Origin of the sequence: Enterobacter sp. 198 (genome assembly GCF_009025585.1) — a bacterium.
GTDB lineage: Bacteria > Pseudomonadota > Gammaproteobacteria > Enterobacterales > Enterobacteriaceae > Enterobacter > Enterobacter ludwigii.
In genome coordinates this window covers 1-23,512 of sequence record NZ_WCIM01000011.1, presented here as the reverse complement: position 1 = coordinate 23,512, position 23,512 = coordinate 1, and the positions used below count along the sequence as shown (strand labels likewise).

Here is a 23,512-nt window from a genome sequence, read left to right as displayed (position 1 = left end):
ATCCATCAAGCCGGAAGGCACAATATATTTGTTAATTAAGGTAATTCTATGTCTGCTAAAATGACTGGTCTGGTAAAATGGTTCAACGCTGATAAAGGTTTCGGCTTCATCACTCCTGACGATGGCTCTAAAGACGTGTTCGTACACTTCTCTGCTATCCAGAACGAAGGCTACAAATCTCTGGATGAAGGTCAGAAAGTTTCCTTCACCATCGAAAGCGGCGCTAAAGGCCCAGCAGCTGGTAACGTTGTAAGCCTGTAAGCTTCCAACCCAGTAGCACAAATTTTAAAAACCCGCCTTCTGGCGGGTTTTTTCATTTCTATCGCTGTATCTGCGGGTTAACGCAATTGATTTCCACCTTTCCGCTAAGGGCAGCGATCAGGTTGTCTACCGCGGTCGCGGCCATGTTGTAACGTGTTTCATGGGTTGCTGAGCCGATGTGGGGCAGGGCCACCACGTTGGGCAATGAAAGCAACGGTGAGTCCACCGGTAGCGGTTCCTGTTCAAACACGTCAAGACCGGCAGCGTGGATCTCACCCTGTTGCAGAGCCTCAATTAACGCCTTCTCATCTACCACCGGGCCACGACCCGCGTTGATGAAAATGGCCGTTTTCTTCATTTTTTCAAACGCCTCTTTACCGATAAGATGACGGGTTTCGTCCGTCAGCGGCAGGATCAGACAGACAAAATCGGCTTCCTGCAGCAGCGTATCCAGCTCGCAGTAGCGGGCGTTAAAACGTTCTTCGGCTTCACTGTGATGACGACGCGCGTTATACAGAATCGGCATGTTAAAACCAAAATGTGCGCGCTGCGCCAGAGCCAGGCCAATACGGCCCATGCCAACGATGCCCAGCGTTTTGCCATGAACATCCACCCCAAACCAGTCCGGACCAATGCTTTTTGTCCATTCGCCAGCTTTGACGCGATCGGCCACTTCGACCACACGACGCGCCGTGCTGAGGACCAGCGCCATCAGCGTGTCGGCCACGGTCTCCGTCAGCGCATGTGGCGTATGCATCAACAGGATCTTGCGGGCATTAAGGGCATCCACGTCGAAGTTGTCATAGCCCACGGAAACGGTAGAGGTAGCACGAAGCTTCGGCATTTTCTCCAGCAGGGCGACATCCACTTTTTCGCTTGAACCCAGCAAACCTTCGGCGCTGGCGAACGCATCGGCGTGCTGTGCCACGGTTTCCGGGCTAAGGTTCTTCACCTGGGTAACGGTGAAGTGTTCCTCAAGGCGTTTCTGCAGATCTTCCGGCAGTGCTTTATACAAAATGACGGACGGCTTCATGCTAATCTCCGTTGATTTTTAAGGATTCAGGCGTGGCGTGCGCCGACAGGTAATTGTTGATTATTAGCAGGCTTAACAATCAGAGTAAGCCACACGGAGGCGAAAAGCGCTACCCCCATAAATATGTACGATGCGGACGGGCTGCCGGTTGCTCCGTTCAGGTAACCCACAAACCAGGAGCCGCAGAACGAGCCCAGCGCCCCCATACTGTTAATCAGTGCCATCGCGCCGCCTGCCACGTTACGCGGCAGCATCTCCGGGATGATCGCAAAGAACGGTCCATAAGGGGCGTACATTGCCGCACCCGCAATCACCAGCAGGGTGTAAGAGACCCAGAAATGGTTCGCGCCGACGGCCCAGGAACCAATAAAGGCAAAGGCAGCGATCAGCAGCAGCGGCCAGACAAACAGCTTACGGTTCTGCATTTTGTCCGATGCCCATGACGCAATGATCATGGCGATTGTTGCTGCGAGGTAAGGCACGGATGACAGCCAGCCCACTTCCACCATGCCAAGGTTTTCACCGGCATTGCGGAGAATCGATGGCAGCCACAGTACGAAACCGTACACGCCAATGCTCCAGGTGAAATACTGGGCGCAGAGCAGAATCACGTTACGTGAGCGGAATGCTTCGCCGTAGTTACGCACTGCTTTCAGGCCTTGCTGTTCTTTATCCAGCTGCGCCTGCAGAGCGGCTTTTTCATCTTCGGAGAGCCATTTCGCCTGCGCAGGTTTATCTTTTACCAGCATCCACCAGCAGAATGCCCAGATAACCGCTGGTACCCCTTCGATAATGAACATTTCACGCCAGCCGAAGGACTGGATCAGGTAGCCAGAAACCACCGACATCCACAGCACGGTGACCGGGTTACCGAGGATCAGGAAAGTATTGGCTCGTGAGCGTTCGGATTTGGTAAACCAGTTGCTGATATAAATCAGCATCGCGGGCATTACCGCTGCCTCAACGACCCCAAGAATAAAGCGAATGGCTGCCAGAGCAGGAATATTATTCACCACGCCGGTCAGTGAGGCGCAGGCACCCCACAGGATCAGGCAAACGAAAATCAATTTGCGGACGCTGCGACGCTCCGCATAGATAGCGCCGGGGATCTGGAAGAAGAAGTAGCCCAGGAAGAAAAGGGCACCCAGCAACGAAGAGATACCTTTGGTGATCCCCAGGTCTTCGGTGATCCCTGCCGCGGACGCGAAACTGAAGTTGGCACGATCAAGGTACGCCAGGCTGTACGTGATAAACACGATTGGCATGATGTACCACCAGCGTTTTACTGCATTGGTCGAACTGTTCATAGGCTTGCCTCTGTTGTTGAGGTTTGTACCGCCGTTGTATGTAGGGTACACGGTGGTTTGTTTTGTTTCCCCCTGGCCTACCTGAGGAGAGGGGGAGGGAAACGGAATTTATTCGTTCAGCTGCGCGCGGGTCGGTAATCCTTCACTGTCGCCCTGCACCTGGATTGCCAGCGAGCCAATTTTATTGCCCCGGGCGACGGCCTGCTGCAGCGGTTTGCCTTCCAGCAGGGCACTAATGACCCCCACGGCAAAACCATCGCCAGCGCCGACGGTATCAACCACGTTATCGACCTTCACGGCCGCGACTGCGCCTTGCTCGCCGTTAGCCGTTTTAAACCAGGCGCCATCGGCGCCAGTTTTCAGCACCACCGCTTTTACCCCTTTGTTAAGGTAAAAATCGGCAATCCCTTCAGGGGTGTTTTTACCGGTCAGGATCATTCCTTCTTTCACGCCCGGCAGAACCCAGTCAGCCTGAAACGCCAGACGATTCAGCTTCTCGACCATTTCCGCTTCGCTTTTCCACAGTACCGGGCGCAGGTTAGGATCGAATGAGATCGTTTTCCCCTGAGCCTTCATGGTGGTTGCGGCATGATCCAGTAAGGCATACGAGCTGGCTGAAAGCGCGGCCGCCACGCCGCTCAGATGCAGATGGCGTGCGGAGGCGAAATAGTGGGCGTGGTAATCCTCGACTGAGAGGTGGCTCGCCGCAGACCCTTTACGGAAATACTCCACAATGGGATCGGTTCCATTTTCGACTTTCGATTTAAGCTGGAAACCGGTCGGGAAGCGTCCATCGAGGGTGACGCCGGAAGCATCAATGCCCTCTTTTTTCAGCGAATCGAGAACGAAATGGCCAAAGCTGTCATCACCCACGCGGCTGACCCAGCCGACATTCAGACCCAGGCGCGCCAGGCCGGTCGCGACGTTCAGCTCAGCCCCCGCCACGCGTTTGATAAAGTGCTCCACCGTACTCAGGTCGCCCGTTTCGGTGGCGACAAACATCGCCATGGCTTCGCCGATAGTGATCACATCCAGCGTCTTGTGCATGGTTTACTCCTCACGCAGCAGGTTTACGTAATGACGGGTGACGGCGGTTAAATCCGCCCCTTCCAGCGGGAACTCGATACCACGCGGGGCATCGGCGGGCAGCTGACAAAGCAGATCCAGCCAGCGCGCATCGGCCCGATCCGGCGCCACGGCGCGGAAATTTTCTTTATGCGGCACGGCGGCTTTAACGTGGATATAGCTCACTGCGGAGGCCAGATGGCGCGCGGCTTCTTCCGGGGAGTCGCCCACCCACAGCCAGTTGCCCATGTCGAACGTCAGCGTGACGGGCAGCGCCATGTCCCGGCAGGCGGTTTTGAAGCGCTGCATCGGCGCAAGCTGGCCGCAGTCGGTCTGGTCGTTTTCCACCACCAGGGCCATACCGCTTTCATCGAGCAGGGCACGCAGGGCGTGAAGCGGCTGGGTGTCGCTGAAATGACCCAGTGAGACCTTGAGCCACAGCGCATTCAGGGTACTGGCTTCGCTGAGATAACGGGGCAGGTCAGGGTTGAGGGTGCCATCGGGCATAAACAGGGCCGCAGGGGCGGAGTAGCATGCCAGCAGGCCCAGCAGCTCAATGGATTCACCCAGCGCGGGCAGCGCCAGCAGCTCTTCGCTGTTGAATAGCTCGCGGCGGATCTCGACGCCGTCGGCACCCGCGCCCGCAATGACGGGCAGCATTGCCCGTTGACCACCTGCCTGTCGCACCTGTTCCGCGCCATACGCGGCGGTGACCACCATGATTTTTCTGCCCATCGTCGGACTCCATCGCAATACATCAATACTATTACGCTAGATGGAACCGGTTCCAAAGGAAAGGTCAGGATGTTGAATTTATGATCGGTATCACAAGGGGAAATTAACGGGCGGTGGAGCCGCGAACAATCAACTCGCCGGAAAATACCTGCTCGCGAACGGCATCGCTGGTGCCTTCAATACGACGAACCACTTGTTCAACAGCGGCATAGCCAATCTGCCAGGTGGGTTGTTTGAGGGTGGTGATCCCGACGCCAGCCAGTTCTGCCCACTCGAGTTCGTCGAACCCCAGCAGACCGATATCGCTTCCCCAGTGCAGGCCAATGCGCTTAAGCGAGCGGGCGACCTGCAGGGTCAGCGCCCCGTTGGCAGAGATAACGGCTTTACGCATTCCGCGATGGCGGGTGTGGAACTGCCGCAGGGTATTGTCGAGCTGATCGGCTTCATGAAGTGGCGTTTCGGCATTCTCGGCAATCACGCCGGGGTAACGCTCCAGCGTGGCACGAAACGCGCTCAGTCGCTCACGACGGGTGTTGACCATGCCCAGAGGTTCGCTCAGAAACAGGATGGCTTCAAAGCCCTGTTCAATCAGATGCTCAGTGGCGGTTGTCGCCGCCTGAGTGTTATCCAGCCCGACGACATCGCAGGCGAATTCCGGAATTTTGCGGTCGATGAGAACCATCGGCAGGGAGGATTGCTGCAGGCGGTTTAAACCTTCTTCACGCATGCCCACGGCATTTACCACAATCCCTTCGACCTGATAGCTGCGCAGCAGATCCAGGTAATGCAGCTCCTGATCGACTTCGTTGTTGGTGTTACAGACCAGCGGCGTAAAGCCCTTTTCGCGACAGGCGGCTTCAATTCCGCTCAATACGTTGACGGAGTAGGGGTTGGTGATATCGGCGATGATAAGCCCGATAAGACGGGTACGACCCCGTTTGAGCCCGCGCGCCATAAGGCTCGGGCGGTAGTCGAGATCGGCAATGGCCTGTTCAATACGAGCGAGCAACGCATCGGACAACAGGTGTTTCTCGCCGTTGAGGTAGCGTGAAATGCTGGTTTTACCGGTGTTTGCGGCTTTCGCCACGTCGCTGATTGTGGCCCGTGTTGGTTTGCTCATCGCTGAATTCCCTGAAGTGAGTGAGAACACCTTAGCGGGAAAATGAGCGATGGCAAGCGGTTCATGCCGACGTGGCGGCATGACACCCTATCCCCCTCTCCCCCTGGAAGAGGGGGGCAGCCCTTACTGAATTGGGCTTAAGGTAATCTCAACGCGACGGTTCTGCGCTTTGCCTTCCGCCGTGCTGTTGCTGGCGATAGGGTTTGCAGGGCCCATGCCGCTGGTGCGGATGCGGTTTGCTGCAACGCCCTGCGTGATCAGCGAGCTGGCCACAGAATCGGCACGCTGCTGAGACAGACGCATATTCAGATCCTGGCTGCCGGTGCTGTCGGTATAACCGATCACATTCACCGCGGTCTTGTTGTACTCTTTCAGCACCATTGCCACGCCGGTCAGGGTGTTCGCCCCTGCTGGTTTCAGCGTTGCGCTGCTGCTGTCGAAGGTGACGTTGTTTGGCATATTCAGGATGATGTTATCGCCGCTGCGCGTTACGCTCACGCCGGTGCCTTTCATTTTGTCGCGCAGTTTTGCTTCCTGCACATCCATGTAATAACCCACGCCGCCGCCCAGGGCTGCACCTGCCGCTGCGCCAATTAACGCGCCTTTGCCACGGTCTTTCTTGGAGGAGGAGAGTGCGCCCACACCGGCCCCTACCAGCGAGCCGAGACCCGCGCCGATACCGGATTTACCAGCTTCGCTTTCACCGGTGTAAGGGTTTGTTGTGCAGCCAGAAACAGCCAGTGCACCGCTCACCAGAGCGGCAATAACGAATACGCGTTTTTTCATCTTATTTCCTTAATCCTTTTTATTCTTTGCCACGACACGCGTGGCAGTTGATTATGACGTCCAGATACGGAGAAAATTCCGGGTATAACTCTGAAATTTGTGACAAACCATAAACTGCCTCACTAAGAAGGCCGTAAAACCTGCACGCAACCAGGAGCGCACGCTTGAGCACCTCAACAAAAACGATTCTGACCGCCGCCCACTGGGGGCCGATGCTGGTCGAAACCGATGGCGAAAATGTTCTGTCGTCTCGCGGGGCATTGCCAACACAACATCCCAACTCTTTACAGACCGTCGTTCGCGATCAGGTGCACAGCAAAACGCGCGTGCGCTGGCCGATGGTGCGTAAAGGATTTCTGGCGTCGCCAGACAAGCCGCAGGGTATTCGTGGTCAGGATGAGTTTGTCCGGGTGAGCTGGGATGACGCGCTGGCGCTGATCCATGCGCAGCACAAACGTATTCGCGACACGTATGGCCCGTCGTCCATTTTTGCCGGATCTTACGGCTGGCGTTCAAACGGCGTGCTGCATAAGGCTTCAACGTTACTTCAGCGCTATATGAGTCTGGCCGGGGGGTATACCGGGCATCTTGGGGATTACTCCACCGGCGCAGCGCAGGCGATCATGCCCTACGTGGTGGGCGGTAACGAAGTGTATCAGCAGCAGACCAGCTGGCCGCTGGTGCTGGAGCACACCGATGTGGTGGTGCTGTGGAGCGCCAACCCGCTCAACACCCTGAAAATCGCGTGGAATGCCAGTGACGAGCAGGGGATCCCGTATTTCGATGCGCTGCGTAAAAGCGGCAAGCGCATTATCTGCATTGACCCGATGCGCTCTGAAACCATGGACTTCTTCGGCGACAGCGCCGAGTGGATTGCCCCGCATATGGGCACCGACGTGGCGATGATGCTGGGCATTGCCCATACGCTGGTGGAGAACGGCTGGCACGATACCGGGTTCCTCGCACGCTGTACCACCGGTTTTGACAACTTCGCCGACTATCTGACGGGCAATACAGACGGTATGGCCAAAACGGCAGAGTGGGCGGCAGAGATTTGTGGGGTTCCTGCGTCCAAACTGCGTGAACTGGCGGCGTTATTCCACCAAAACACCACGATGTTAATGTCCGGATGGGGTATGCAGCGCCAGCAGTTCGGTGAGCAGAAACACTGGATGCTCGTGACGCTGGCCGCGATGCTCGGGCAAATTGGTACGCCGGGCGGTGGGTTTGGTCTCTCTTATCACTTCGCCAATGGCGGCAACCCGACCCGCAAAGCGGCAGTGCTGGCTTCTCTGCAGGGCTCGATTCAGGGCGGTGTAGATGCCGTGGATAAAATCCCGGTGGCGCGCATTGTTGAAGCCCTGGAAAACCCGGGCGGGTTTTATCAGTACAACGGTCTGGATCGCCACTTCCCGGATATCCGGTTTGTCTGGTGGGCCGGCGGCGCGAACTTTACTCATCACCAGGACACGAATCGCCTGATCCGCGCCTGGCAGAAGCCAGAACTGGTGGTTATCTCAGAATGCTTCTGGACCGCCTCAGCCAAACATGCCGATATTGTGCTGCCGGCGACCACCTCGTTTGAGCGTAACGACCTCACCATGACCGGTGACTACAGCAATCAGCATATGGTACCGATGAAGCGCGTCGTGGCGCCGCGTGATGAGGCGCGTGATGATTTTGAGGTGTTTGCTGAGCTGAGCGAGTTGTGGGAAACGGGGGGGCGCGAGCGTTTTACCGAGGGCAAAACGGATTTGCAGTGGCTGGAGACGTTCTACCAGATTGCAGGTCAGCGCGGGGCCCAGCAGGGCGTGACGCTGCCGCCATTTGCGCAGTTCTGGGAAGCGAACCAGATTATTGAGATGCCGGAGAGCGAACAGAATGCGCAGTTTGTTCGCTTCGCCGATTTCCGCCGCGACCCGGAGAACCATCCGCTGAAAACCGAGAGCGGGAAGATTGTGATCTACAGCGAGCGTATCGCCCAATTTAAGTATGCCGACTGTCCGGCGCATCCAACGTGGCTTGAGCCGGACGAGTGGCACGGTAATGCCCAGCCGGAACAGTTGCAGGTGTTATCGGCCCATCCTGCCCATCGCCTGCACAGCCAGCTTAACTATTCATCACTGCGCGAGCGGTATGCGGTTGCCGGACGGGAGCCCGTGACCCTGAACAGCGCAGATGCACACGCGCGTGGGATCGTTGACGGTGACGTGGTTCGCGTCTGGAATCAGCGTGGCCAGGTGCTGGCAGGGGCGGTAGTGAGCGACGGGATTAAACCTGGCGTTATCTGCATTCACCAGGGGGCATGGCCAGACCTGGAGCCGAGCGAAGGCGGTATTTGTAAAAACGGTGCAGTAAACGTTCTGACCAAAGATCTCCCCAGCTCGAAGCTGGGGAATGGCTGCGCGGGGAACACGGCGCTGGCCTGGGTCGAGAAATATCAGGGACCCGAGCTTACGCTCACGGCGTTTGATCCGCCTGCCAGCTCATGATCCACGTTGGGTGCTGAGTGTCATCCTGCCAGGCGCTGTCTTCAATGCGAAAACCCTGTGCATGATAGAAATTCACCGCCCGGACATTTTTCTGGTAGACCTCCAGGCTTAAATACGGGAAGCGCTGTTGAACATGGTTCAGCAGCGCACGCCCAATCCCCCGACCAATAAAGTCAGTTGAGACAAACAGCGCGCCTACAAACTGGGACTGCATGACGCTGATAAAGCCGCGCGGCATTCCATCCTCTTCCCATACCCAGGTTTCGGCGGCGGGCAGGTAAACATCCCGCACCATACCTTCGTTCTCTTTCCAGTAGCTCGCGCTGATAAACGGGTGCGCCTCCGTGGTGCTTTCAAGCCACAGACTCAGGAGTGGCCCGGCATTATCACTTTCCCATTTGCGGATCATGGTGCCTCCCTGGATGACAGACGCAGCCGGTAACGTGGTCGTTGACCAGGCCACAGGCCTGCATAAAGGCGTAACAGATGGTGGAGCCGACAAATTTAAAGCCGCGTTTTTTCAGCGCTTTAGAGAGCGCATCCGACGCCGGGGTGGAGGCCGGAATCTCCGCGAGCGTGGCGGCCTGGGTAATTTGCGGCGTGTTGTTCACAAACGTCCAGACAAATTCTGAGAACGGTTCTCCGTTTTGCTCCATCGCCAGATAAGCGCGCGCGTTACCAATGATGGCCTGGATCTTACCGCGATGGCGGATGATGCCTGCATCCTGGACCAGCCGTTCAACATCGTCCTCGGTCATGGCAGCGACGGCGACCGGATCGAACTGATGGAAAGCATTACGATAGTTTTCCCGTTTCTTAAGCACCGTAATCCATGACAAGCCCGCCTGTTGACCTTCCAGGCAGATCATCTCAAAAAGCTTTTTCCCTTCTGTCTCCGGTACGCCCCATTCCCGATCGTGATAGTCGATATAAAGCTGATCCTGGCTTACCCAACCGCAACGCTGCATCGGTTATCTCCCTTAATGAAACGGTTATCGCAAAATTTTCATTCTGTCAGGCTTGACGTGTCTACTATAAAGACAATAGTTAATACAGGGCCATATGCCCGCAAAACTCTTCCTAAACAATGACAAATATCGCCGAATTCGGCTCTCTCTGGAGTCGCTTTGATGATGATAAAAAAAATCAGTGGTCGCCATGCTGTTTCTGGCCTGGCGGGGATTTCAGCCTGTCTGTTTTTTTGTAATACAGCATTTGCCTGGCAACAGGAATATATCGTTTCAGACGCCCAAAGTAATACGGCGGAACGCTATACATGGGATGCGGATCACCAACCGCGTTATGAGGATATTCTCGCCGAGCGGATTCAGTCCTCACAAAATGCCCCCGGGCTTGCCCTGAATTTACCGTCGGGTTCCACGCCGGCAGGGGCCATGAGCGTGGGCTGGAACATTCCGGTGTCAGGGCGTATCACGACCGGTCCGGTGATGGCGTGGCGTTATGACGGCACGGCACCGATGATGATCAACGAATTTGGTGACAGCGCGACGACGCAGGGGCTTACCGACCCACTCTGGCATGCCAGCGTCAGCACGCTTGGCTGGCGCGTGGATACACAGTATGGCGAGCTTCGCCCGTGGGCGCAGATAAGCTATAACCAGCAGTTTGGTGAAAACCAGTGGAAATCCCAGTTTGGGATGCCACAGACGCCGGCACCGACACAAAGCGGCAACTGGATGGATGTAACCGTCGGAACGGATATTCCGTTTAACACGCATATGGCGGCCTATGCGTCGCTGGCACAAGGGGAATACACCACCACGGGTGAGGAGTTTATGTACACCCTGGGTGTGAGCGCTAATTTTTAAGGTTGTTACTTTTTTAAACGTGCCGATAACATCCTGAATACAATAGCCGTGGGGGTTGTAGCGATAGCAGTCACTAACACGCTGTCGCTTCATTCCCCGGCAAGGTCATTCATTCCCGATTTATGGCATTTCATTCCATTCCTCCTGCATTTCATGCCGTTTTACCCCAGGCATATTAAGGTTTTGTTTATCGTTGTCCTCAGCGAATTCCCTTACTTTCTCTTGCAGGACAACTGCCATGAACACATCAACTTACAACCGTACGCGCTGGCTAACGCTTTTTGGCACCATCGTGACCCAGTTTGCGCTGGGGTCGGTCTATACCTGGAGCCTGTTTAATAGTGCGCTTTCCGATAAGCTTGGTGCACCGGTCAGCCAGGTGGCGTTCTCCTTCGGCTTGCTGAGCCTCGGGCTGGCGCTTTCATCTTCCGTCGCGGGAAAATTGCAGGAGCGATTCGGCGTGAAGCGGGTGACGATGGCATCCGGTATCCTGCTGGGCGTGGGCTTTTTCCTGACGGCGCATTCCAGCAACCTGATGATGCTGTGGTTGAGCGCCGGGGTGCTGGTGGGACTTGCCGACGGTGCAGGCTATCTGCTGACCCTGTCAAACTGTGTGAAGTGGTTCCCGGAACGTAAAGGTTTAATCTCTGCGTTTGCCATCGGGTCCTATGGCCTGGGGAGCCTTGGTTTTAAATTTATTGATTCCCACCTGCTTGCTTCCGTGGGGCTCGAAAAAACGTTCATGATCTGGGGCGCTATCGTTCTGGTCATGATCCTGTTCGGCGCCACGCTGATGAAAGATGCGCCGCAGCAGGAGGTGAAAACCGTTAACGGTGTGGTGGAGAATGATTTCACCCTCGCGCAGTCTATGCGTCAACCACAGTACTGGATGCTGGCGGTCATGTTCCTGACAGCCTGCATGAGCGGTCTGTATGTGATTGGGGTGGCGAAAGATATTGCTCAGGGAATGGTGAAACTGGATGCGGCAACAGCGGCGAATGCGGTCACCGTCATCTCCATTGCCAATCTCTCTGGCCGTCTGGTGCTCGGGATTCTGTCTGACAAAATTGCCCGTATCCGCGTGATTACTATCGGGCAGGTTGTTTCGCTGGTGGGGATGGCGGCGCTGTTGTTTGCCCCACTGAACGAAGCCACGTTCTTCGCCGCAATTGCCTGTGTGGCCTTTAATTTCGGCGGCACGATTACCGTCTTCCCGTCGCTAGTCAGTGAGTTCTTCGGCCTGAACAATCTGGCGAAAAACTACGGCGTTATCTATCTGGGCTTTGGCATCGGCAGTATCTGCGGCTCGTTAATCGCTTCGCTGTTCGGTGGGTTCTATGTGACCTTCTGCGTGATATTTGCTTTGCTGATAATCTCGCTGGCCTTGTCGACCACCATTCGGCAGCCGCAGCGTGAAGTCTTTAACGAAGCGCATGCCTGATTATCGCTAAGAGGCCTTTACGGCCTCTTTTTTATGGTCGTCCAAAGTATGCCTGGTCGTGTTATTTTGTAAAAAAATGCACCGATCACATTCTCTGCTGCCACTTTTCTCTCCCGCTGTGGTCTACTTAACGCGCTTGTAGACGTTTCTGATAACGGTTTCTTACGCACTTACTTACTCTGTCTGCTTTCTCATCGAGATTAAGCGGGTCTCTATACCCCTTTCCCCAGGGTTGTTTGCATGAAATACATTAGGTCTCTTACCCAGCAAAGATTGTGTCTGATGCTGGCTGTCTATATCGGTTTATTTCTGAATGGCGCGGTGTTGTTCAGAAGAGTGGAAGGTTATTTAGAACATCTCACCGTAAGAAATGGAATTTTTGCCGCAATTGAAGTGTTCGGTTCCGTTCTCGCCACATTCTTCCTGTTACGCCTGCTCTCACTCTTCGGCCGACGCACCTGGCAAATTTTGGCCTCACTGGTGGTAATTATTTCCGCCGCTGCCAGTTATTACATGACCTTTATGAATGTCGTTATTGGCTACGGCATCGTCGCGTCGGTAATGACAACGGATATCGACCTCTCGAAAGAGGTGGTTGGAAAAGGGTTTATCGTCTGGACGGTATTAACCTGCCTGATCCCGCTCTTCTTTATCTGGAGTAATACCTGCCGCTATACGTTGCTGCGCCAGCTCCGCACCCGTGGGCAGCGAATCAGGAATATCGCCGTCGTTATCCTGGCGGCCTTGCTGGTATGGGCACCCATCCGCTTGATGGAAAAACAGCAAAAACGAATCGAAAAAGCGACGGGCGTGGATATGCCAAGCTATGGCGGCGTGGTAGCAAACTCCTACCTGCCCTCCAACTGGATTTCAGCGCTGGGTCTTTATGCCTGGGCGCAGGCGGATGAATCAAGTGATGTGAAATCGCTCATCAACCCAATGAAAAAATTCAGTTACGAAGCGCCGGGTAACCAACTCGATGATACCTATGTTGTCTTTGTTATTGGTGAAACGACGCGCTGGGATCATATGGGCATCCTCGGTTATGACCGGGATACCACGCCAAAACTGGCGCAGGAAAAGAACCTGGTGGCTTACCGGGGGTATTCTTGCGATACCGCAACCAAGCTCTCGCTGCGTTGTATGTTTGTTCGTGAAGGCGGTGCCAGTGATAACCCACAGCGTACCCTGAAAGAGCAGAACGTATTTGCGGTACTGAAGCAGCTCGGTTTCAGCTCCGATTTATTCGCGATGCAAAGTGAGATGTGGTTCTACACCAACACGCTGGCGGACAACATCTCGTATCGCGAGCAGATTGGCGCCGAACCACGTAACCGCGGCAAGAACGTGGATGACATGTTGCTCCTTGAGGAGATGTCACAGTCCCTGAAGAGCCATCCGCAGGGTAAACATCTGGTTATCCTGCATACTAAAGGCTCCCATTACAGCTATTACCAGCGTTACACGCGTGATTTTGCGAAGTGGCAGCCGGAGTGTGTAGGCATCAATAAAGACTGCAGCAAGCAGGAACTGATCAATGCCTATGATAACTCGGTTCTGTATGTGGATACGTTCCTGAGCCGGGTGATTGACCAGCTTCGTGATAAGAAAGCGATTGTTATTTATGCTGCTGACCACGGAGAGTCAATCAACGAGAAAGAGCATTTGCACGGTACGCCGCGCAAGCTGGCACCGCCTGAACAATTCCGTGTACCGATGATCATGTGGATGTCGGACAAGTACCTGGAAGACCCAGAGAAAGCGAAGATGTTTGCCCACCTGAAAAAAGAGGCAGACATGAAGGTGCCGCGTCGTCATGTTGAGCTGTATGACACCATTTTGGGTTGCCTGGGTTATACCTCTCCTGACGGCGGTATCAACGAAAATAACAACTGGTGCAAACTCCCTGAGAGTAAGGCGAAAGCCGCGCAGTAACGCGTCTGGCGAGAATATCGCCAGTTGAAGGGCTTTTTTAATTTAAGGGATTGACGGGGGCGCACCTCAGCAGTAAGATGCGCTCCGCATTCGGCGAGTAGCGCAGCTTGGTAGCGCAACTGGTTTGGGACCAGTGGGTCGGAGGTTCGAATCCTCTCTCGCCGACCACATTTAAAAAAGGGCTAACCGCAAGGTTAGCCCTTTTTGCATTAGCAGCTTACTCATCCTGATTCACCAAAACGCCCCTTATCCCGCCTTCTTCCTGTCTGTTAACGATTTTGTGACATAATCCATTGTATTTTTTTATATATAGATTGATCTTTTTTCGCGTTGCTTATGGATAACCTCAGCATTTTTCGCTGTGCGTTTTAACGTTCGCGGTATTTAGTGCTCAGATAATCACCGTTCTGCAAGAAAATTTACCCGATCTGAATAAAAGTTAATCACTGATTGTTGCGAAATATGAAGATAATTGTGCTGCAACATAGCGAGTAGCATAAATTTCCCTGCTGAAAACTGGCATACATAGTTTTTTTAATCTTTGTTTGCGGTTTCTCACACTCAGCGTAAATCCCCGTCACCTGTATTGACGTTTTCACATTCTGTTGACAGATTGTAGGGCATGAGGGGCATTTCAGGGACGATCTGCGCTGCAACTCAAACGCTCTTCTGAAAGGATTCTCCATCCCTTAAACGCCTTCGGGCATCACCGACCGGACCGGGTAAAAAATAAATAAAGGTCTGGCGGCGTAACACAACAAAGCAAAACATCACATTGGAGCAGAATAATGAGTATTTCCTTGAAGAAGTCAGGGATGCTGAAGCTTGGTCTGAGCCTGGTGGCTATGACCGTGGCAGCAAGCGTACAGGCAAAAACCCTGGTTTACTGTTCTGAAGGCTCGCCGGAAGGCTTTAACCCACAGCTCTTTACCTCTGGTACGACTTACGACGCAAGCTCTGTGCCTATCTATAACCGTCTGGTTGAATTCAAAACCGGTACCACGGAAGTGATCCCAGGTCTGGCGGAGAAGTGGGACGTCAGCGAAGACGGTAAGACCTATACCTTCCACCTGCGCCAGGGCGTGAAGTGGCAGGACAACAAAGAATTCAAACCAACGCGCGATTTTAACGCCGATGACGTTGTGTTCTCCTTCGACCGTCAGAAAAACGCTCAGAACCCGTATCACAAAGTGTCTGGCGGCAGCTATGAATACTTCGAAGGGATGGGCCTGCAGGACCTGATCGCTGAAGTGAAAAAAGTGGACGATAAAACCGTTCAGTTCGTGCTGACGCGTCCGGAAGCACCATTCCTGGCTGACCTGGCCATGGACTTCGCCTCTATTCTGTCTAAAGAGTACGCGGACAACATGCTGAAAGCCGGCACCCCGGAGAAAGTGGACCTGAACCCAATCGGTACCGGTCCGTTCCAGCTTCTGCAGTACCAGAAAGATTCCCGTATTCTGTATAAAGCCTTCCCGGGCTTCTGGGGCACCAAGCCGCAGATCGATCGTCTGGTCTTCTCCATCACGCCTGATGCTTCTGTGCGTTACGCAAAACTGCAGAAAAATGAATGCCAGGTCATGCCATACCCGAACCCGGCTGACATCGCGCGCATGAAGCAGGATAAAAACATCAACCTGCTGGAGCAGGCTGGTCTGAACGTGGGTTACCTCTCCTTCAACACCGAGAAGAAACCGTTTGATGACGTGAAAGTCCGTCAGGCGTTGACCTATGCGGTGAATAAAGAAGCGATCATTAAAGCGGTCTATCAGGGCGCGGGTGTTGCCGCCAAGAACCTGATCCCACCAACCATGTGGGGCTATAACGACGACGTTAAAGACTACACCTACGATCCTGAGAAAGCGAAAGCGCTGCTGAAAGAAGCAGGCCAGGAGAAAGGCTTTACCGTTGAGCTGTGGGCGATGCCAGTACAGCGTCCGTATAACCCGAACGCACGCCGTATGGCTGAAATGGTTCAGGCTGACTGGGCTAAAGTGGGCGTTCAGGCCAAGATTGTGACCTACGAGTGGGGCGAGTATCTGAAGCGTGCCAAAGCGGGTGAGCATCAGGCGGTGATGATGGGCTGGACCGGTGACAATGGGGATCCGGACAACTTCTTCGCTACCCTGTTCAGCTGTGCAGCTGCGAAAGACGGTTCTAACTACTCTCGCTGGTGCTATAAGCCGTTTGAAGACCTGATCCAGCCGGCGCGTGCGACCGACGATCACAACAAACGTATCGAGCTGTACAAACAGGCTCAGGTTGTGATGCACGATCAGGCTCCGGCTCTGATTGTGGCTCACTCCACCGTGTACGAACCAGTGCGTAAAGAAGTGAAGGGCTACGTGGTTGATCCACTGGGCAAACACCACTTCGAAAACGTCTCTGTTGAATAATAAGTAGGGTGTTCACCCTCTCCTTCACGGAGAGGGCAGGGGTGAGGGCGTGCATGCATTCCCTCACCCTAATCCTCTCCTGAAGAGAGAGGGAATTTACATTTGTGAGCAATACAGACGTCACGCCAACTGGTTGTACGTCATCAGAGAGAATCCGGGTTATGTTGCAGTTCATCCTCCGACGTCTGGGACTTGTTATCCCCACGTTTATCGGTATCACCCTTCTCACTTTTGCCTTCGTCCATATGATCCCCGGCGACCCGGTAATGATTATGGCGGGCGAGCGTGGTATTTCACCTGAACGCCATGCACAGCTGCTGGCTGAGCTTGGCCTGAACAAACCACTGTGGCAGCAATACCTCAACTATATCTGGGGCGTGTTGCACGGTGATTTAGGGATTTCGCTGAAAAGCCGTCTTCCGGTGTGGGACGAGTTCGTGCCGCGTTTTAAAGCGACACTGGAGCTTGGTGTCTGCGCCATGATTTTCGCCACTGCGGTGGGTATCCCTGTTGGGGTCCTGGCTGCCGTGAAACGTGGCTCTATTTTCGACCATACGGCTGTTGGCCTGGCGCTGACGGGTTACTCCATGCCTATCTTCTGGTGGGGCATGATGCTGATCATGCTGGTCTCGGTGCAGCTAAACCTGACGCCGGTCTCCGGACGCGTCAGCGATATGGTCTTCCTGGATGATACGAATCCTCTGACCGGTTTCATGCTGATCGATACGGCTATCTGGGGCGAAGAGGGTAACTTCATTGATGCGGTGGCACATATGATCCTGCCTGCGATGGTGCTCGGTACCATTCCTCTGGCGGTTATCGTGCGTATGACCCGTTCTTCAATGCTGGAAGTGTTGGGTGAGGATTACATTCGCACCGCACGCGCCAAAGGTCTGACGCGTATGCGCGTCATTATCGTTCACGCCCTGCGTAACGCCATGCTGCCGGTGGTGACCGTCATTGGTCTGCAGGTGGGGACGTTGCTGGCGGGGGCGATCCTGACCGAAACCATCTTCTCCTGGCCGGGCCTCGGACGCTGGCTGATTGACGCACTGCAACGCCGTGATTATCCGGTAGTGCAGGGCGGGGTATTGCTGGTCGCGACGATGATTATTCTCGTCAACCTGCTGGTCGATTTGCTCTACGGCGTGGTGAACCCGCGTATTCGTCATAAGAAGTAAGGGGCCATCATGTCACACGTTTCTGAAAATAAAGTGGTTACTGCACCGGTTCCCATGACGCCGCTGCAGGAATTCTGGCACTACTTCAAGCGCAACAAAGGCGCGGTGGTGGGGCTGGTTTATGTCTCTGTCATGATCCTGATTGCGGTGTTTGCCAACGTGCTCGCACCGTATAACCCGGCGGATCAGTTCCGTGATGCGTTGCTGGCACCGCCAGCATGGCAGGACGGCGGTAGCCTGTCGCACCTGCTGGGTACCGATGACGTGGGCCGCGATGTGCTGTCGCGTCTGATGTACGGTGCGCGTCTGTCGTTGCTGGTCGGCTGCCTGGTGGTCGTGTTGTCGCTGGTTATGGGGATCGTACTCGGTCTGGTTGCCGGCTACTTCGGCGGCATTATCGATAACATCATCATGCGTATCGTCGACATCATGCTGGCGCTGCCCAGCTTGCTGTTGGCGCTGGTACTGGTGGCGATTTTTGGTCCGTCGATCAGTAACGCCGCGCTGGCATTAACCTTCGTGGCGCTTCCCCACTATGTGCGACTCACGCGCGCGGCGGTGCTGGTGGAAGTAAACCGCGACTACGTAACGGCCTCCCGCGTGGCGGGTGCTGGCGCGATGCGTCAAATGTTCGTCAACATCTTCCCGAACTGCCTGGCGCCGCTGATTGTTCAGGCGTCGCTCGGTTTCTCTAACGCCATTCTTGATATGGCCGCTCTTGGCTTCCTGGGCATGGGTGCGCAGCCGCCAACACCGGAGTGGGGCACCATGCTCTCCGATGTGTTGCAGTTCGCCCAAAGCGCCTGGTGGGTTGTGACCTTCCCGGGTCTGGCAATCCTGCTGACGGTGCTGGCATTTAACCTGATGGGTGATGGCCTGCGTGATGCACTTGATCCCAAACTGAAGCAGTAAGAGGCACGAGATGGCGTTATTAAATGTAGATAAATTATCGGTGCACTTCGGAGACGAAGGCACTCCGTTTCGCGCCGTGGACCGCATCAGCTACAGCGTAAATCAGGGCGAAGTGGTCGGCATTGTGGGTGAGTCGGGGTCCGGTAAGTCGGTCAGTTCACTGGCCATCATGGGGCTGATTGATTATCCCGGCCGTGTGATGGCCGAAAGTCTGGAGTTTAACGGTCAGGACCTGCAGCGTATCTCCGAAAAGCAGCGCCGCCAGCTGGTCGGTGCGGAAGTGGCGATGATCTTCCAGGACCCAATGACCAGCCTGAACCCTTGTTACACCGTGGGATTCCAGATTATGGAAGCCATCAAGGTGCACCAGGGCGGGAATAAAAAGACCCGGCGTCAGCGTGCGATCGATCTGCTAAATCAGGTCGGTATCCCTGACCCGGCATCGCGTCTGGACGTTTACCCGCACCAGCTCTCCGGTGGGATGAGCCAGCGTGTGATGATCGCCATGGCGATTGCCTGTCGGCCAAAACTGCTGATCGCGGATGAACCGACAACGGCACTGGACGTGACTATCCAGGCACAGATCATCGAGCTGCTGCTGGAACTGCAGCAGAAAGAGAACATGGCGCTGGTGCTGATTACGCATGACCTGGCGCTGGTGGCCGAAGCGGCGCACAAAATTATCGTGATGTATGCAGGTCAGGTGGTCGAGACTGGACATTCGCACGATATTTTCCGCGCGCCGCGTCACCCGTATACGCAGGCGCTTTTGCGTGCGCTGCCGGAGTTTGCCCAGGACAAAGCGCGTCTGGCATCACTTCCGGGCGTCGTACCGGGTAAATATGACCGACCGCAGGGCTGCCTGCTTAATCCGCGTTGTCCGTATGCTACAGACAAATGTCGTGCAGAAGAGCCAGAGCTCAACCTGCTTGCTGACGGTCGTCAGTCGAAATGCCACTACCCACTCGATGATGCCGGGAGGCCAACACTATGAGTACGCAACAGGCCACCAAGCAACAACCGCTGTTGCAGGCTATCGACCTGAAAAAATACTATCCGGTGAAAAAGGGGCTGTTTGCGCCTGAACGCCTGGTGAAAGCGCTGGATGGCGTATCCTTTACCCTTGAACGCGGCAAAACCCTGGCGGTGGTCGGTGAGTCAGGCTGTGGCAAATCGACGTTGGGTCGTTTGCTGACAATGATTGAAGTCCCCACCGGCGGTGAGCTCTATTATCAGGGACAGGACCTGCTCAAGCACGATCCACAGGCACAGAAACTGCGCCGTCAGAAAATACAGATTGTGTTCCAGAACCCGTACGGATCGTTGAACCCGCGTAAAAAAGTGGGACAGATTCTGGAAGAGCCCCTGCTGATTAACAGCAATCTGAACAAAGAGCAGCGTCGTGAAAAAGCGCTGGCGATGATGGCGAAAGTGGGCCTGAAGACCGAGCATTACGATCGTTATCCGCATATGTTCTCTGGCGGCCAGCGCCAGCGTATCGCGATTGCGCGTGGTTTGATGCTCGACCCTGACGTGGTCATCGCCGATGAGCCGGTATCAGCCCTCGACGTTTCTGTGCGTGCGCAGGTGTTGAACCTGATGATGGATCTGCAGCAGGACATGGGGCTGTCGTACGTGTTTATTTCGCACGACCTGTCGGTTGTGGAGCACATTGCCGACGAAGTGATGGTGATGTATCTGGGGCGCTGCGTGGAGAAGGGGACAAAAGAGCAGATCTTTACTCATCCTCGTCACCCGTACACCCAGGCGCTGCTGTCTGCGACCCCGCGTCTGAACCCTGACGATCGTCGTGAGCGTATCAAGCTGACGGGTGAATTGCCCAGCCCGCTGAATCCGCCTCCAGGCTGTGCATTCAACGCCCGCTGCAGTCGCCGTTTTGGCCCGTGCACCCAGTTGCAGCCACAGCTCAAGGATTATGGCGGTCAGCTGGTTGCCTGCTTCGCGGTCGATCAGGATGAGAATGGCGAAAAGCCGGTGGCGTAATCCATCAATAAAAAAACCGGCGCTAAGCCGGTTTTTTTATGTCTGCGTGATTACTTGCGCAGACGGATCTGGTCGACAGCGTGTTTCTCACTCTTGGTGAGGATCAGACTGGCGCGCTCACGGGTGGGCAGGATGTTCTCTTTCAGGTTCACGTAGTTGATCTCATTCCACAGCCCTCTCGCCACATTAATGGCTTCTTCTTCAGAAAGCTGGGCGTAGTGGTGGAAATAGGAGTCAGGATCGGTGAACGCCCCTTCACGGAACTTCAGGAAGCGGTTGATATACCAGTTCTGCAGCAGGTCTTCCGGCGCATCGACATAAATAGAGAAATCGACGAAGTCAGAGACAAACACATGATGGGGATCGTGAGGATAATCCATCCCGCTTTGCAGGACGTTTAACCCTTCGAGGATCAGGATATCCGGCTGAACCACCGTTTTGTCTCCACCCGGGATGCGATCGTAGATCAGGTGCGAATAGACCGGAGCCGTCACGTTAGGCGCGCCCGATTTCAGGTCAGAGACAAACTTCACCAGACGGTGCATATCATAAGAGAGCGGGAAGCCCTTCTTCTTCATAAGCCCGCGTTCCTTTAACACCTCATTCGGGTGCAGGAAACCGTCAGTGGTGATGAGCTCCACGCTGCGGTGCTCTGGCCAGCGGCTCAGTAACGCCTGCAATACGCGTGCGGTGGTGCTTTTACCGACGGCCACGCTGCCTGCAATGCTGATGATATAAGGAATGCGTTGGCCGTTCGTCCCGAGGAACTGCTCCAGCACCGCCTGACGGCGCAGGTTGGAGCTGATATAGAAGTTAAGCAAGCGCGAGAGTGGTAAATAGATTTCTGCCACTTCTTCCAGCGACAGATCTTCGTTTATCCCCTTTAACCGTGCGATTTCGCCTTCCGTCAGCGTCATCGGGACGGAGTCACGCAGTGCAGCCCACTGGCTACGGTTAAACTGAAGATAAGGTGTCATTAACGTTTGCTCTTTTTTGCTCATAAGCATGCTTCAGTGAGCCAGCACAACACAGCGCGTCCGGGCTCAACATAGTTAATTTTGGACAATGGGCAGGAGGTTAACACCAGATGACAGGAATAATAAGAAAAAATATGGGGAAGCGATGCTTTACGCGGGAGTCATCACGATACGGTATAAGTGGTGTAAATCGGGCGCTGATGTTGAATTTTTGACCTTGAGTGGATGAATTTACAGCGGTTAACCCTGGTTTCGAATAAAATGTGAGCGAAAGAACGTTTTATGCAATTTTTTAGTTGCATGACTGCGCATGTCTCCATAGAATGCGCGCTACTTGATGCCGACTTAGCTCAGTAGGTAGAGCAACTGACTTGTAATCAGTAGGTCACCAGTTCGATTCCGGTAGTCGGCACCATCAAGTCCGGTGGGGTTCCCGAGCGGCCAAAGGGAGCAGACTGTAAATCTGCCGTCACAGACTTCGAAGGTTCGAATCCTTCCCCCACCACCACTTTCTGGCAGCGTTAAGCCGCCGGAGCTGGTTTGAAAATTGAATCAGCTCGAACCTAAAAAGAGAGAAATCTCTTTTTTTGTTACAGAAAGAACTGGGTAGCCGAGTTTCAGGATGCGGGCATCGTATAATGGCTATTACCTCAGCCTTCCAAGCTGATGATGCGGGTTCGATTCCCGCTGCCCGCTCCAATACGTGCTGATATGGCTCAGTTGGTAGAGCGCACCCTTGGTAAGGGTGAGGTCCCCAGTTCGACTCTGGGTATCAGCACCACTTCACTTCTCCTTCCCGTTTCTCTCTGTTTCAATTTTACTGTATTCAACAATTCAGGCATTTCGCCTGGTTGATGTGGTGATATCACCGATTTATCCGTGTCTTAGAGGGACAATCGATGTCTAAAGAAAAGTTTGAACGTACAAAACCGCACGTTAACGTCGGTACTATCGGCCACGTTGACCATGGTAAAACAACGCTGACCGCTGCAATCACTACCGTTCTGGCTAAAACCTACGGTGGTTCTGCTCGTGCATTCGACCAGATCGATAACGCACCAGAAGAAAAAGCGCGTGGTATCACCATCAACACTTCTCACGTTGAATATGACACCCCGACTCGCCACTACGCACACGTAGACTGCCCAGGCCACGCCGACTATGTTAAAAACATGATCACCGGTGCTGCGCAGATGGACGGCGCGATCCTGGTTGTTGCTGCGACTGACGGCCCAATGCCTCAGACTCGTGAGCACATCCTGCTGGGTCGTCAGGTAGGCGTTCCTTACATCATCGTGTTCCTGAACAAATGTGACATGGTTGATGACGAAGAGCTGCTGGAACTGGTAGAGATGGAAGTTCGTGAACTGCTGTCTCAGTACGATTTCCCAGGCGACGACACCCCAATCGTTCGTGGTTCCGCGCTGAAAGCGCTGGAAGGCGAAGCAGAGTGGGAAGAGAAAATCATCGAACTGGCTGGCTTCCTGGATTCTTACATCCCAGAACCAGAGCGTGCGATTGACAAGCCGTTCCTGCTGCCAATCGAAGACGTATTCTCCATCTCCGGTCGTGGTACCGTTGTTACCGGTCGTGTTGAGCGCGGTATCATCAAAGTTGGCGAAGAAGTTGAAATCGTTGGTATCAAAGAGACTGCTAAGTCTACCTGTACTGGCGTTGAAATGTTCCGCAAACTGCTGGACGAAGGCCGTGCTGGTGAGAACGTAGGTGTTCTGCTGCGTGGTATCAAACGTGAAGAAATCGAACGTGGTCAGGTACTGGCTAAGCCAGGCTCAATCAAGCCACACACCAAGTTCGAATCTGAAGTGTACATCCTGTCCAAAGACGAAGGCGGCCGTCATACTCCGTTCTTCAAAGGCTACCGTCCACAGTTCTACTTCCGTACAACTGACGTGACCGGTACCATCGAACTGCCAGAAGGCGTTGAGATGGTAATGCCAGGCGACAACATCAAGATGGTTGTGACGCTGATCCACCCAATCGCGATGGACGACGGTCTGCGTTTCGCAATCCGTGAAGG

20 protein-coding genes and 5 tRNA genes are annotated in these 23,512 nt (G+C 54.5%); 16 read left to right on the top strand and 9 right to left on the bottom strand.

Annotated features, from left to right (window positions below; translation table 11 throughout):
- Positions 1-48: 48 nt before the first annotated feature.
- A complete protein-coding gene (cspA, locus tag F8561_RS04600) occupies positions 49-261 on the top strand; it encodes an RNA chaperone/antiterminator CspA (protein WP_014168131.1) in 213 nt (70 codons plus the stop codon).
- 58 nt (positions 262-319) lie between these two features.
- Here the strand turns inward: cspA and ghrB are convergent, their stop codons facing one another.
- The 6 genes from ghrB to F8561_RS04570 all read right to left on the bottom strand — a co-directional run bounded on the left by ghrB (position 320) and on the right by F8561_RS04570 (position 6,307).
- Positions 320-1,294 (bottom strand): glyoxylate/hydroxypyruvate reductase GhrB, encoded by a 975-nt coding sequence (gene ghrB, locus F8561_RS04595; protein ID WP_151887190.1) that lies wholly within the window; start codon positions 1,292-1,294, stop codon positions 320-322.
- A gap of 26 nt (positions 1,295-1,320) precedes the next feature.
- A complete protein-coding gene (locus F8561_RS04590) occupies positions 1,321-2,601 on the bottom strand; it encodes an MFS transporter (RefSeq protein ID WP_020882640.1) in 1,281 nt (426 codons plus the stop codon).
- 108 nt (positions 2,602-2,709) lie between these two features.
- Complete coding sequence (locus tag F8561_RS04585) at positions 2,710-3,648, bottom strand: sugar kinase (RefSeq protein WP_014168134.1); 939 nt, start codon at positions 3,646-3,648, stop codon at positions 2,710-2,712.
- 3 nt (positions 3,649-3,651) lie between these two features.
- A complete protein-coding gene (locus F8561_RS04580) occupies positions 3,652-4,401 on the bottom strand; it encodes a sugar phosphate isomerase/epimerase family protein (protein ID WP_020882639.1) in 750 nt (249 codons plus the stop codon).
- Between the two features lie 103 nt (positions 4,402-4,504).
- Entirely contained in the window at positions 4,505-5,521 is a 1,017-nt protein-coding gene (locus F8561_RS04575; RefSeq protein WP_014168136.1) for a LacI family DNA-binding transcriptional regulator, read from the bottom strand.
- Between the two features lie 123 nt (positions 5,522-5,644).
- On the bottom strand, positions 5,645-6,307 hold the full coding sequence (locus tag F8561_RS04570; RefSeq protein WP_014168137.1) for an OmpA family lipoprotein: 663 nt from the start codon (positions 6,305-6,307) through the stop codon (positions 5,645-5,647).
- Positions 6,308-6,519: 212 nt separating this feature from the next.
- On the opposite strand from F8561_RS04570, the gene F8561_RS04565 reads away from it, so the two are divergent.
- Entirely contained in the window at positions 6,520-8,799 is a 2,280-nt protein-coding gene (locus F8561_RS04565; RefSeq protein WP_264291728.1) for a molybdopterin guanine dinucleotide-containing S/N-oxide reductase, read from the top strand.
- Here the strand turns inward: F8561_RS04565 and F8561_RS04560 are convergent.
- Positions 8,768-9,208: an N-acetyltransferase gene (locus F8561_RS04560; RefSeq protein ID WP_044858831.1), complete on the bottom strand. Its 441-nt coding sequence runs from the start codon at positions 9,206-9,208 to the stop codon at positions 8,768-8,770. The two genes, F8561_RS04565 and F8561_RS04560, sit on opposite strands and share 32 nt — an antisense overlap.
- A complete protein-coding gene (gene tag, locus F8561_RS04555; RefSeq protein WP_014168140.1) occupies positions 9,186-9,767 on the bottom strand; it encodes a DNA-3-methyladenine glycosylase I in 582 nt (193 codons plus the stop codon). The genes F8561_RS04560 and tag overlap by 23 nt, the downstream gene beginning before the upstream one ends.
- Before the next feature lie 162 nt (positions 9,768-9,929).
- On the opposite strand from tag, the gene F8561_RS04550 reads away from it, so the two are divergent.
- The 9 genes from F8561_RS04550 to dppF all read left to right on the top strand — a co-directional run bounded on the left by F8561_RS04550 (position 9,930) and on the right by dppF (position 20,497).
- A complete protein-coding gene (locus tag F8561_RS04550) occupies positions 9,930-10,628 on the top strand; it encodes an autotransporter domain-containing protein (protein WP_059305629.1) in 699 nt (232 codons plus the stop codon).
- 238 nt (positions 10,629-10,866) lie between these two features.
- Entirely contained in the window at positions 10,867-12,069 is a 1,203-nt protein-coding gene (locus F8561_RS04545) for an MFS transporter (protein WP_025206420.1), read from the top strand.
- Between the two features lie 240 nt (positions 12,070-12,309).
- Positions 12,310-14,004 (top strand): kdo(2)-lipid A phosphoethanolamine 7''-transferase, encoded by a 1,695-nt coding sequence (gene eptB / locus F8561_RS04540; protein ID WP_151887188.1) that lies wholly within the window; start codon positions 12,310-12,312, stop codon positions 14,002-14,004.
- A gap of 91 nt (positions 14,005-14,095) precedes the next feature.
- Positions 14,096-14,172 (top strand) — tRNA-Pro (locus tag F8561_RS04535).
- Between the two features lie 620 nt (positions 14,173-14,792).
- A complete protein-coding gene (gene dppA, locus F8561_RS04530) occupies positions 14,793-16,400 on the top strand; it encodes a dipeptide ABC transporter periplasmic-binding protein DppA (RefSeq protein WP_014168145.1) in 1,608 nt (535 codons plus the stop codon).
- A gap of 161 nt (positions 16,401-16,561) precedes the next feature.
- Positions 16,562-17,581 (top strand): dipeptide ABC transporter permease DppB, encoded by a 1,020-nt coding sequence (dppB, locus tag F8561_RS04525; protein WP_020882632.1) that lies wholly within the window; start codon positions 16,562-16,564, stop codon positions 17,579-17,581.
- A 9-nt stretch (positions 17,582-17,590) separates the two neighbouring features.
- Positions 17,591-18,493, top strand: coding sequence for a dipeptide ABC transporter permease DppC (gene dppC, locus F8561_RS04520; RefSeq protein WP_014168147.1), 903 nt, complete (start codon positions 17,591-17,593; stop codon positions 18,491-18,493).
- A 10-nt stretch (positions 18,494-18,503) separates the two neighbouring features.
- On the top strand, positions 18,504-19,487 hold the full coding sequence (gene dppD, locus F8561_RS04515; protein WP_014168148.1) for a dipeptide ABC transporter ATP-binding protein: 984 nt from the start codon (positions 18,504-18,506) through the stop codon (positions 19,485-19,487).
- Positions 19,484-20,497: a dipeptide ABC transporter ATP-binding subunit DppF gene (gene dppF, locus F8561_RS04510; protein WP_040018430.1), complete on the top strand. Its 1,014-nt coding sequence runs from the start codon at positions 19,484-19,486 to the stop codon at positions 20,495-20,497. Before dppD ends, dppF begins: the two co-directional genes overlap by 4 nt.
- 50 nt (positions 20,498-20,547) lie before the next feature.
- On the opposite strand, the gene coaA is transcribed toward dppF, so the two are convergent.
- Complete coding sequence (gene coaA / locus F8561_RS04505) at positions 20,548-21,498, bottom strand: type I pantothenate kinase (RefSeq protein ID WP_025206418.1); 951 nt, start codon at positions 21,496-21,498, stop codon at positions 20,548-20,550.
- 315 nt (positions 21,499-21,813) lie between these two features.
- On the opposite strand from coaA, the gene F8561_RS04500 reads away from it, so the two are divergent.
- The 5 genes from F8561_RS04500 to tuf all read left to right on the top strand — a co-directional run.
- Positions 21,814-21,889, top strand: a tRNA-Thr gene (locus F8561_RS04500).
- 8 nt (positions 21,890-21,897) lie between these two features.
- Positions 21,898-21,982, top strand: a tRNA-Tyr gene (locus F8561_RS04495).
- 116 nt (positions 21,983-22,098) lie between these two features.
- Positions 22,099-22,173: transfer RNA gene (locus F8561_RS04490), tRNA-Gly, on the top strand.
- Between the two features lie 6 nt (positions 22,174-22,179).
- A tRNA-Thr gene (locus F8561_RS04485) sits at positions 22,180-22,255 on the top strand.
- 118 nt (positions 22,256-22,373) lie between these two features.
- Positions 22,374-23,512, top strand: a 1,139-nt coding sequence (gene tuf / locus F8561_RS04480) for an elongation factor Tu (protein ID WP_063934462.1), incomplete at its 3' end; no start/stop codon positions are given.

What these genes read in the sequence shown, in the direction of transcription:
- dppA (WP_014168145.1), top strand. Translation starts at nt 14,793, where the DNA reads ATGAGTATTTCCTTGAAGAAGTCAGGGATGCTGAAGCTTGGTCTGAGC.
- F8561_RS04550 (WP_059305629.1), top strand. Translation starts at nt 9,930, where the DNA reads ATGATGATAAAAAAAATCAGTGGTCGCCATGCTGTTTCTGGCCTGGCG.
- eptB (WP_151887188.1), top strand. Translation starts at nt 12,310, where the DNA reads ATGAAATACATTAGGTCTCTTACCCAGCAAAGATTGTGTCTGATGCTG.
- F8561_RS04580 (WP_020882639.1), bottom strand. Translation starts at nt 4,401, where the DNA reads ATGGGCAGAAAAATCATGGTGGTCACCGCCGCGTATGGCGCGGAACAG.
- F8561_RS04570 (WP_014168137.1), bottom strand. Translation starts at nt 6,307, where the DNA reads ATGAAAAAACGCGTATTCGTTATTGCCGCTCTGGTGAGCGGTGCACTG.
- dppB (WP_020882632.1), top strand. Translation starts at nt 16,562, where the DNA reads ATGTTGCAGTTCATCCTCCGACGTCTGGGACTTGTTATCCCCACGTTT.
- cspA (WP_014168131.1), top strand. Translation starts at nt 49, where the DNA reads ATGTCTGCTAAAATGACTGGTCTGGTAAAATGGTTCAACGCTGATAAA.
- dppC (WP_014168147.1), top strand. Translation starts at nt 17,591, where the DNA reads ATGTCACACGTTTCTGAAAATAAAGTGGTTACTGCACCGGTTCCCATG.
- F8561_RS04565 (WP_264291728.1), top strand. Translation starts at nt 6,520, where the DNA reads ATGCTGGTCGAAACCGATGGCGAAAATGTTCTGTCGTCTCGCGGGGCA.
- tag (WP_014168140.1), bottom strand. Translation starts at nt 9,767, where the DNA reads ATGCAGCGTTGCGGTTGGGTAAGCCAGGATCAGCTTTATATCGACTAT.
- dppD (WP_014168148.1), top strand. Translation starts at nt 18,504, where the DNA reads ATGGCGTTATTAAATGTAGATAAATTATCGGTGCACTTCGGAGACGAA.
- F8561_RS04575 (WP_014168136.1), bottom strand. Translation starts at nt 5,521, where the DNA reads ATGAGCAAACCAACACGGGCCACAATCAGCGACGTGGCGAAAGCCGCA.
- F8561_RS04560 (WP_044858831.1), bottom strand. Translation starts at nt 9,208, where the DNA reads ATGATCCGCAAATGGGAAAGTGATAATGCCGGGCCACTCCTGAGTCTG.
- F8561_RS04585 (WP_014168134.1), bottom strand. Translation starts at nt 3,648, where the DNA reads ATGCACAAGACGCTGGATGTGATCACTATCGGCGAAGCCATGGCGATG.
- coaA (WP_025206418.1), bottom strand. Translation starts at nt 21,498, where the DNA reads ATGAGCAAAAAAGAGCAAACGTTAATGACACCTTATCTTCAGTTTAAC.
- F8561_RS04590 (WP_020882640.1), bottom strand. Translation starts at nt 2,601, where the DNA reads ATGAACAGTTCGACCAATGCAGTAAAACGCTGGTGGTACATCATGCCA.
- F8561_RS04545 (WP_025206420.1), top strand. Translation starts at nt 10,867, where the DNA reads ATGAACACATCAACTTACAACCGTACGCGCTGGCTAACGCTTTTTGGC.
- dppF (WP_040018430.1), top strand. Translation starts at nt 19,484, where the DNA reads ATGAGTACGCAACAGGCCACCAAGCAACAACCGCTGTTGCAGGCTATC.
- ghrB (WP_151887190.1), bottom strand. Translation starts at nt 1,294, where the DNA reads ATGAAGCCGTCCGTCATTTTGTATAAAGCACTGCCGGAAGATCTGCAG.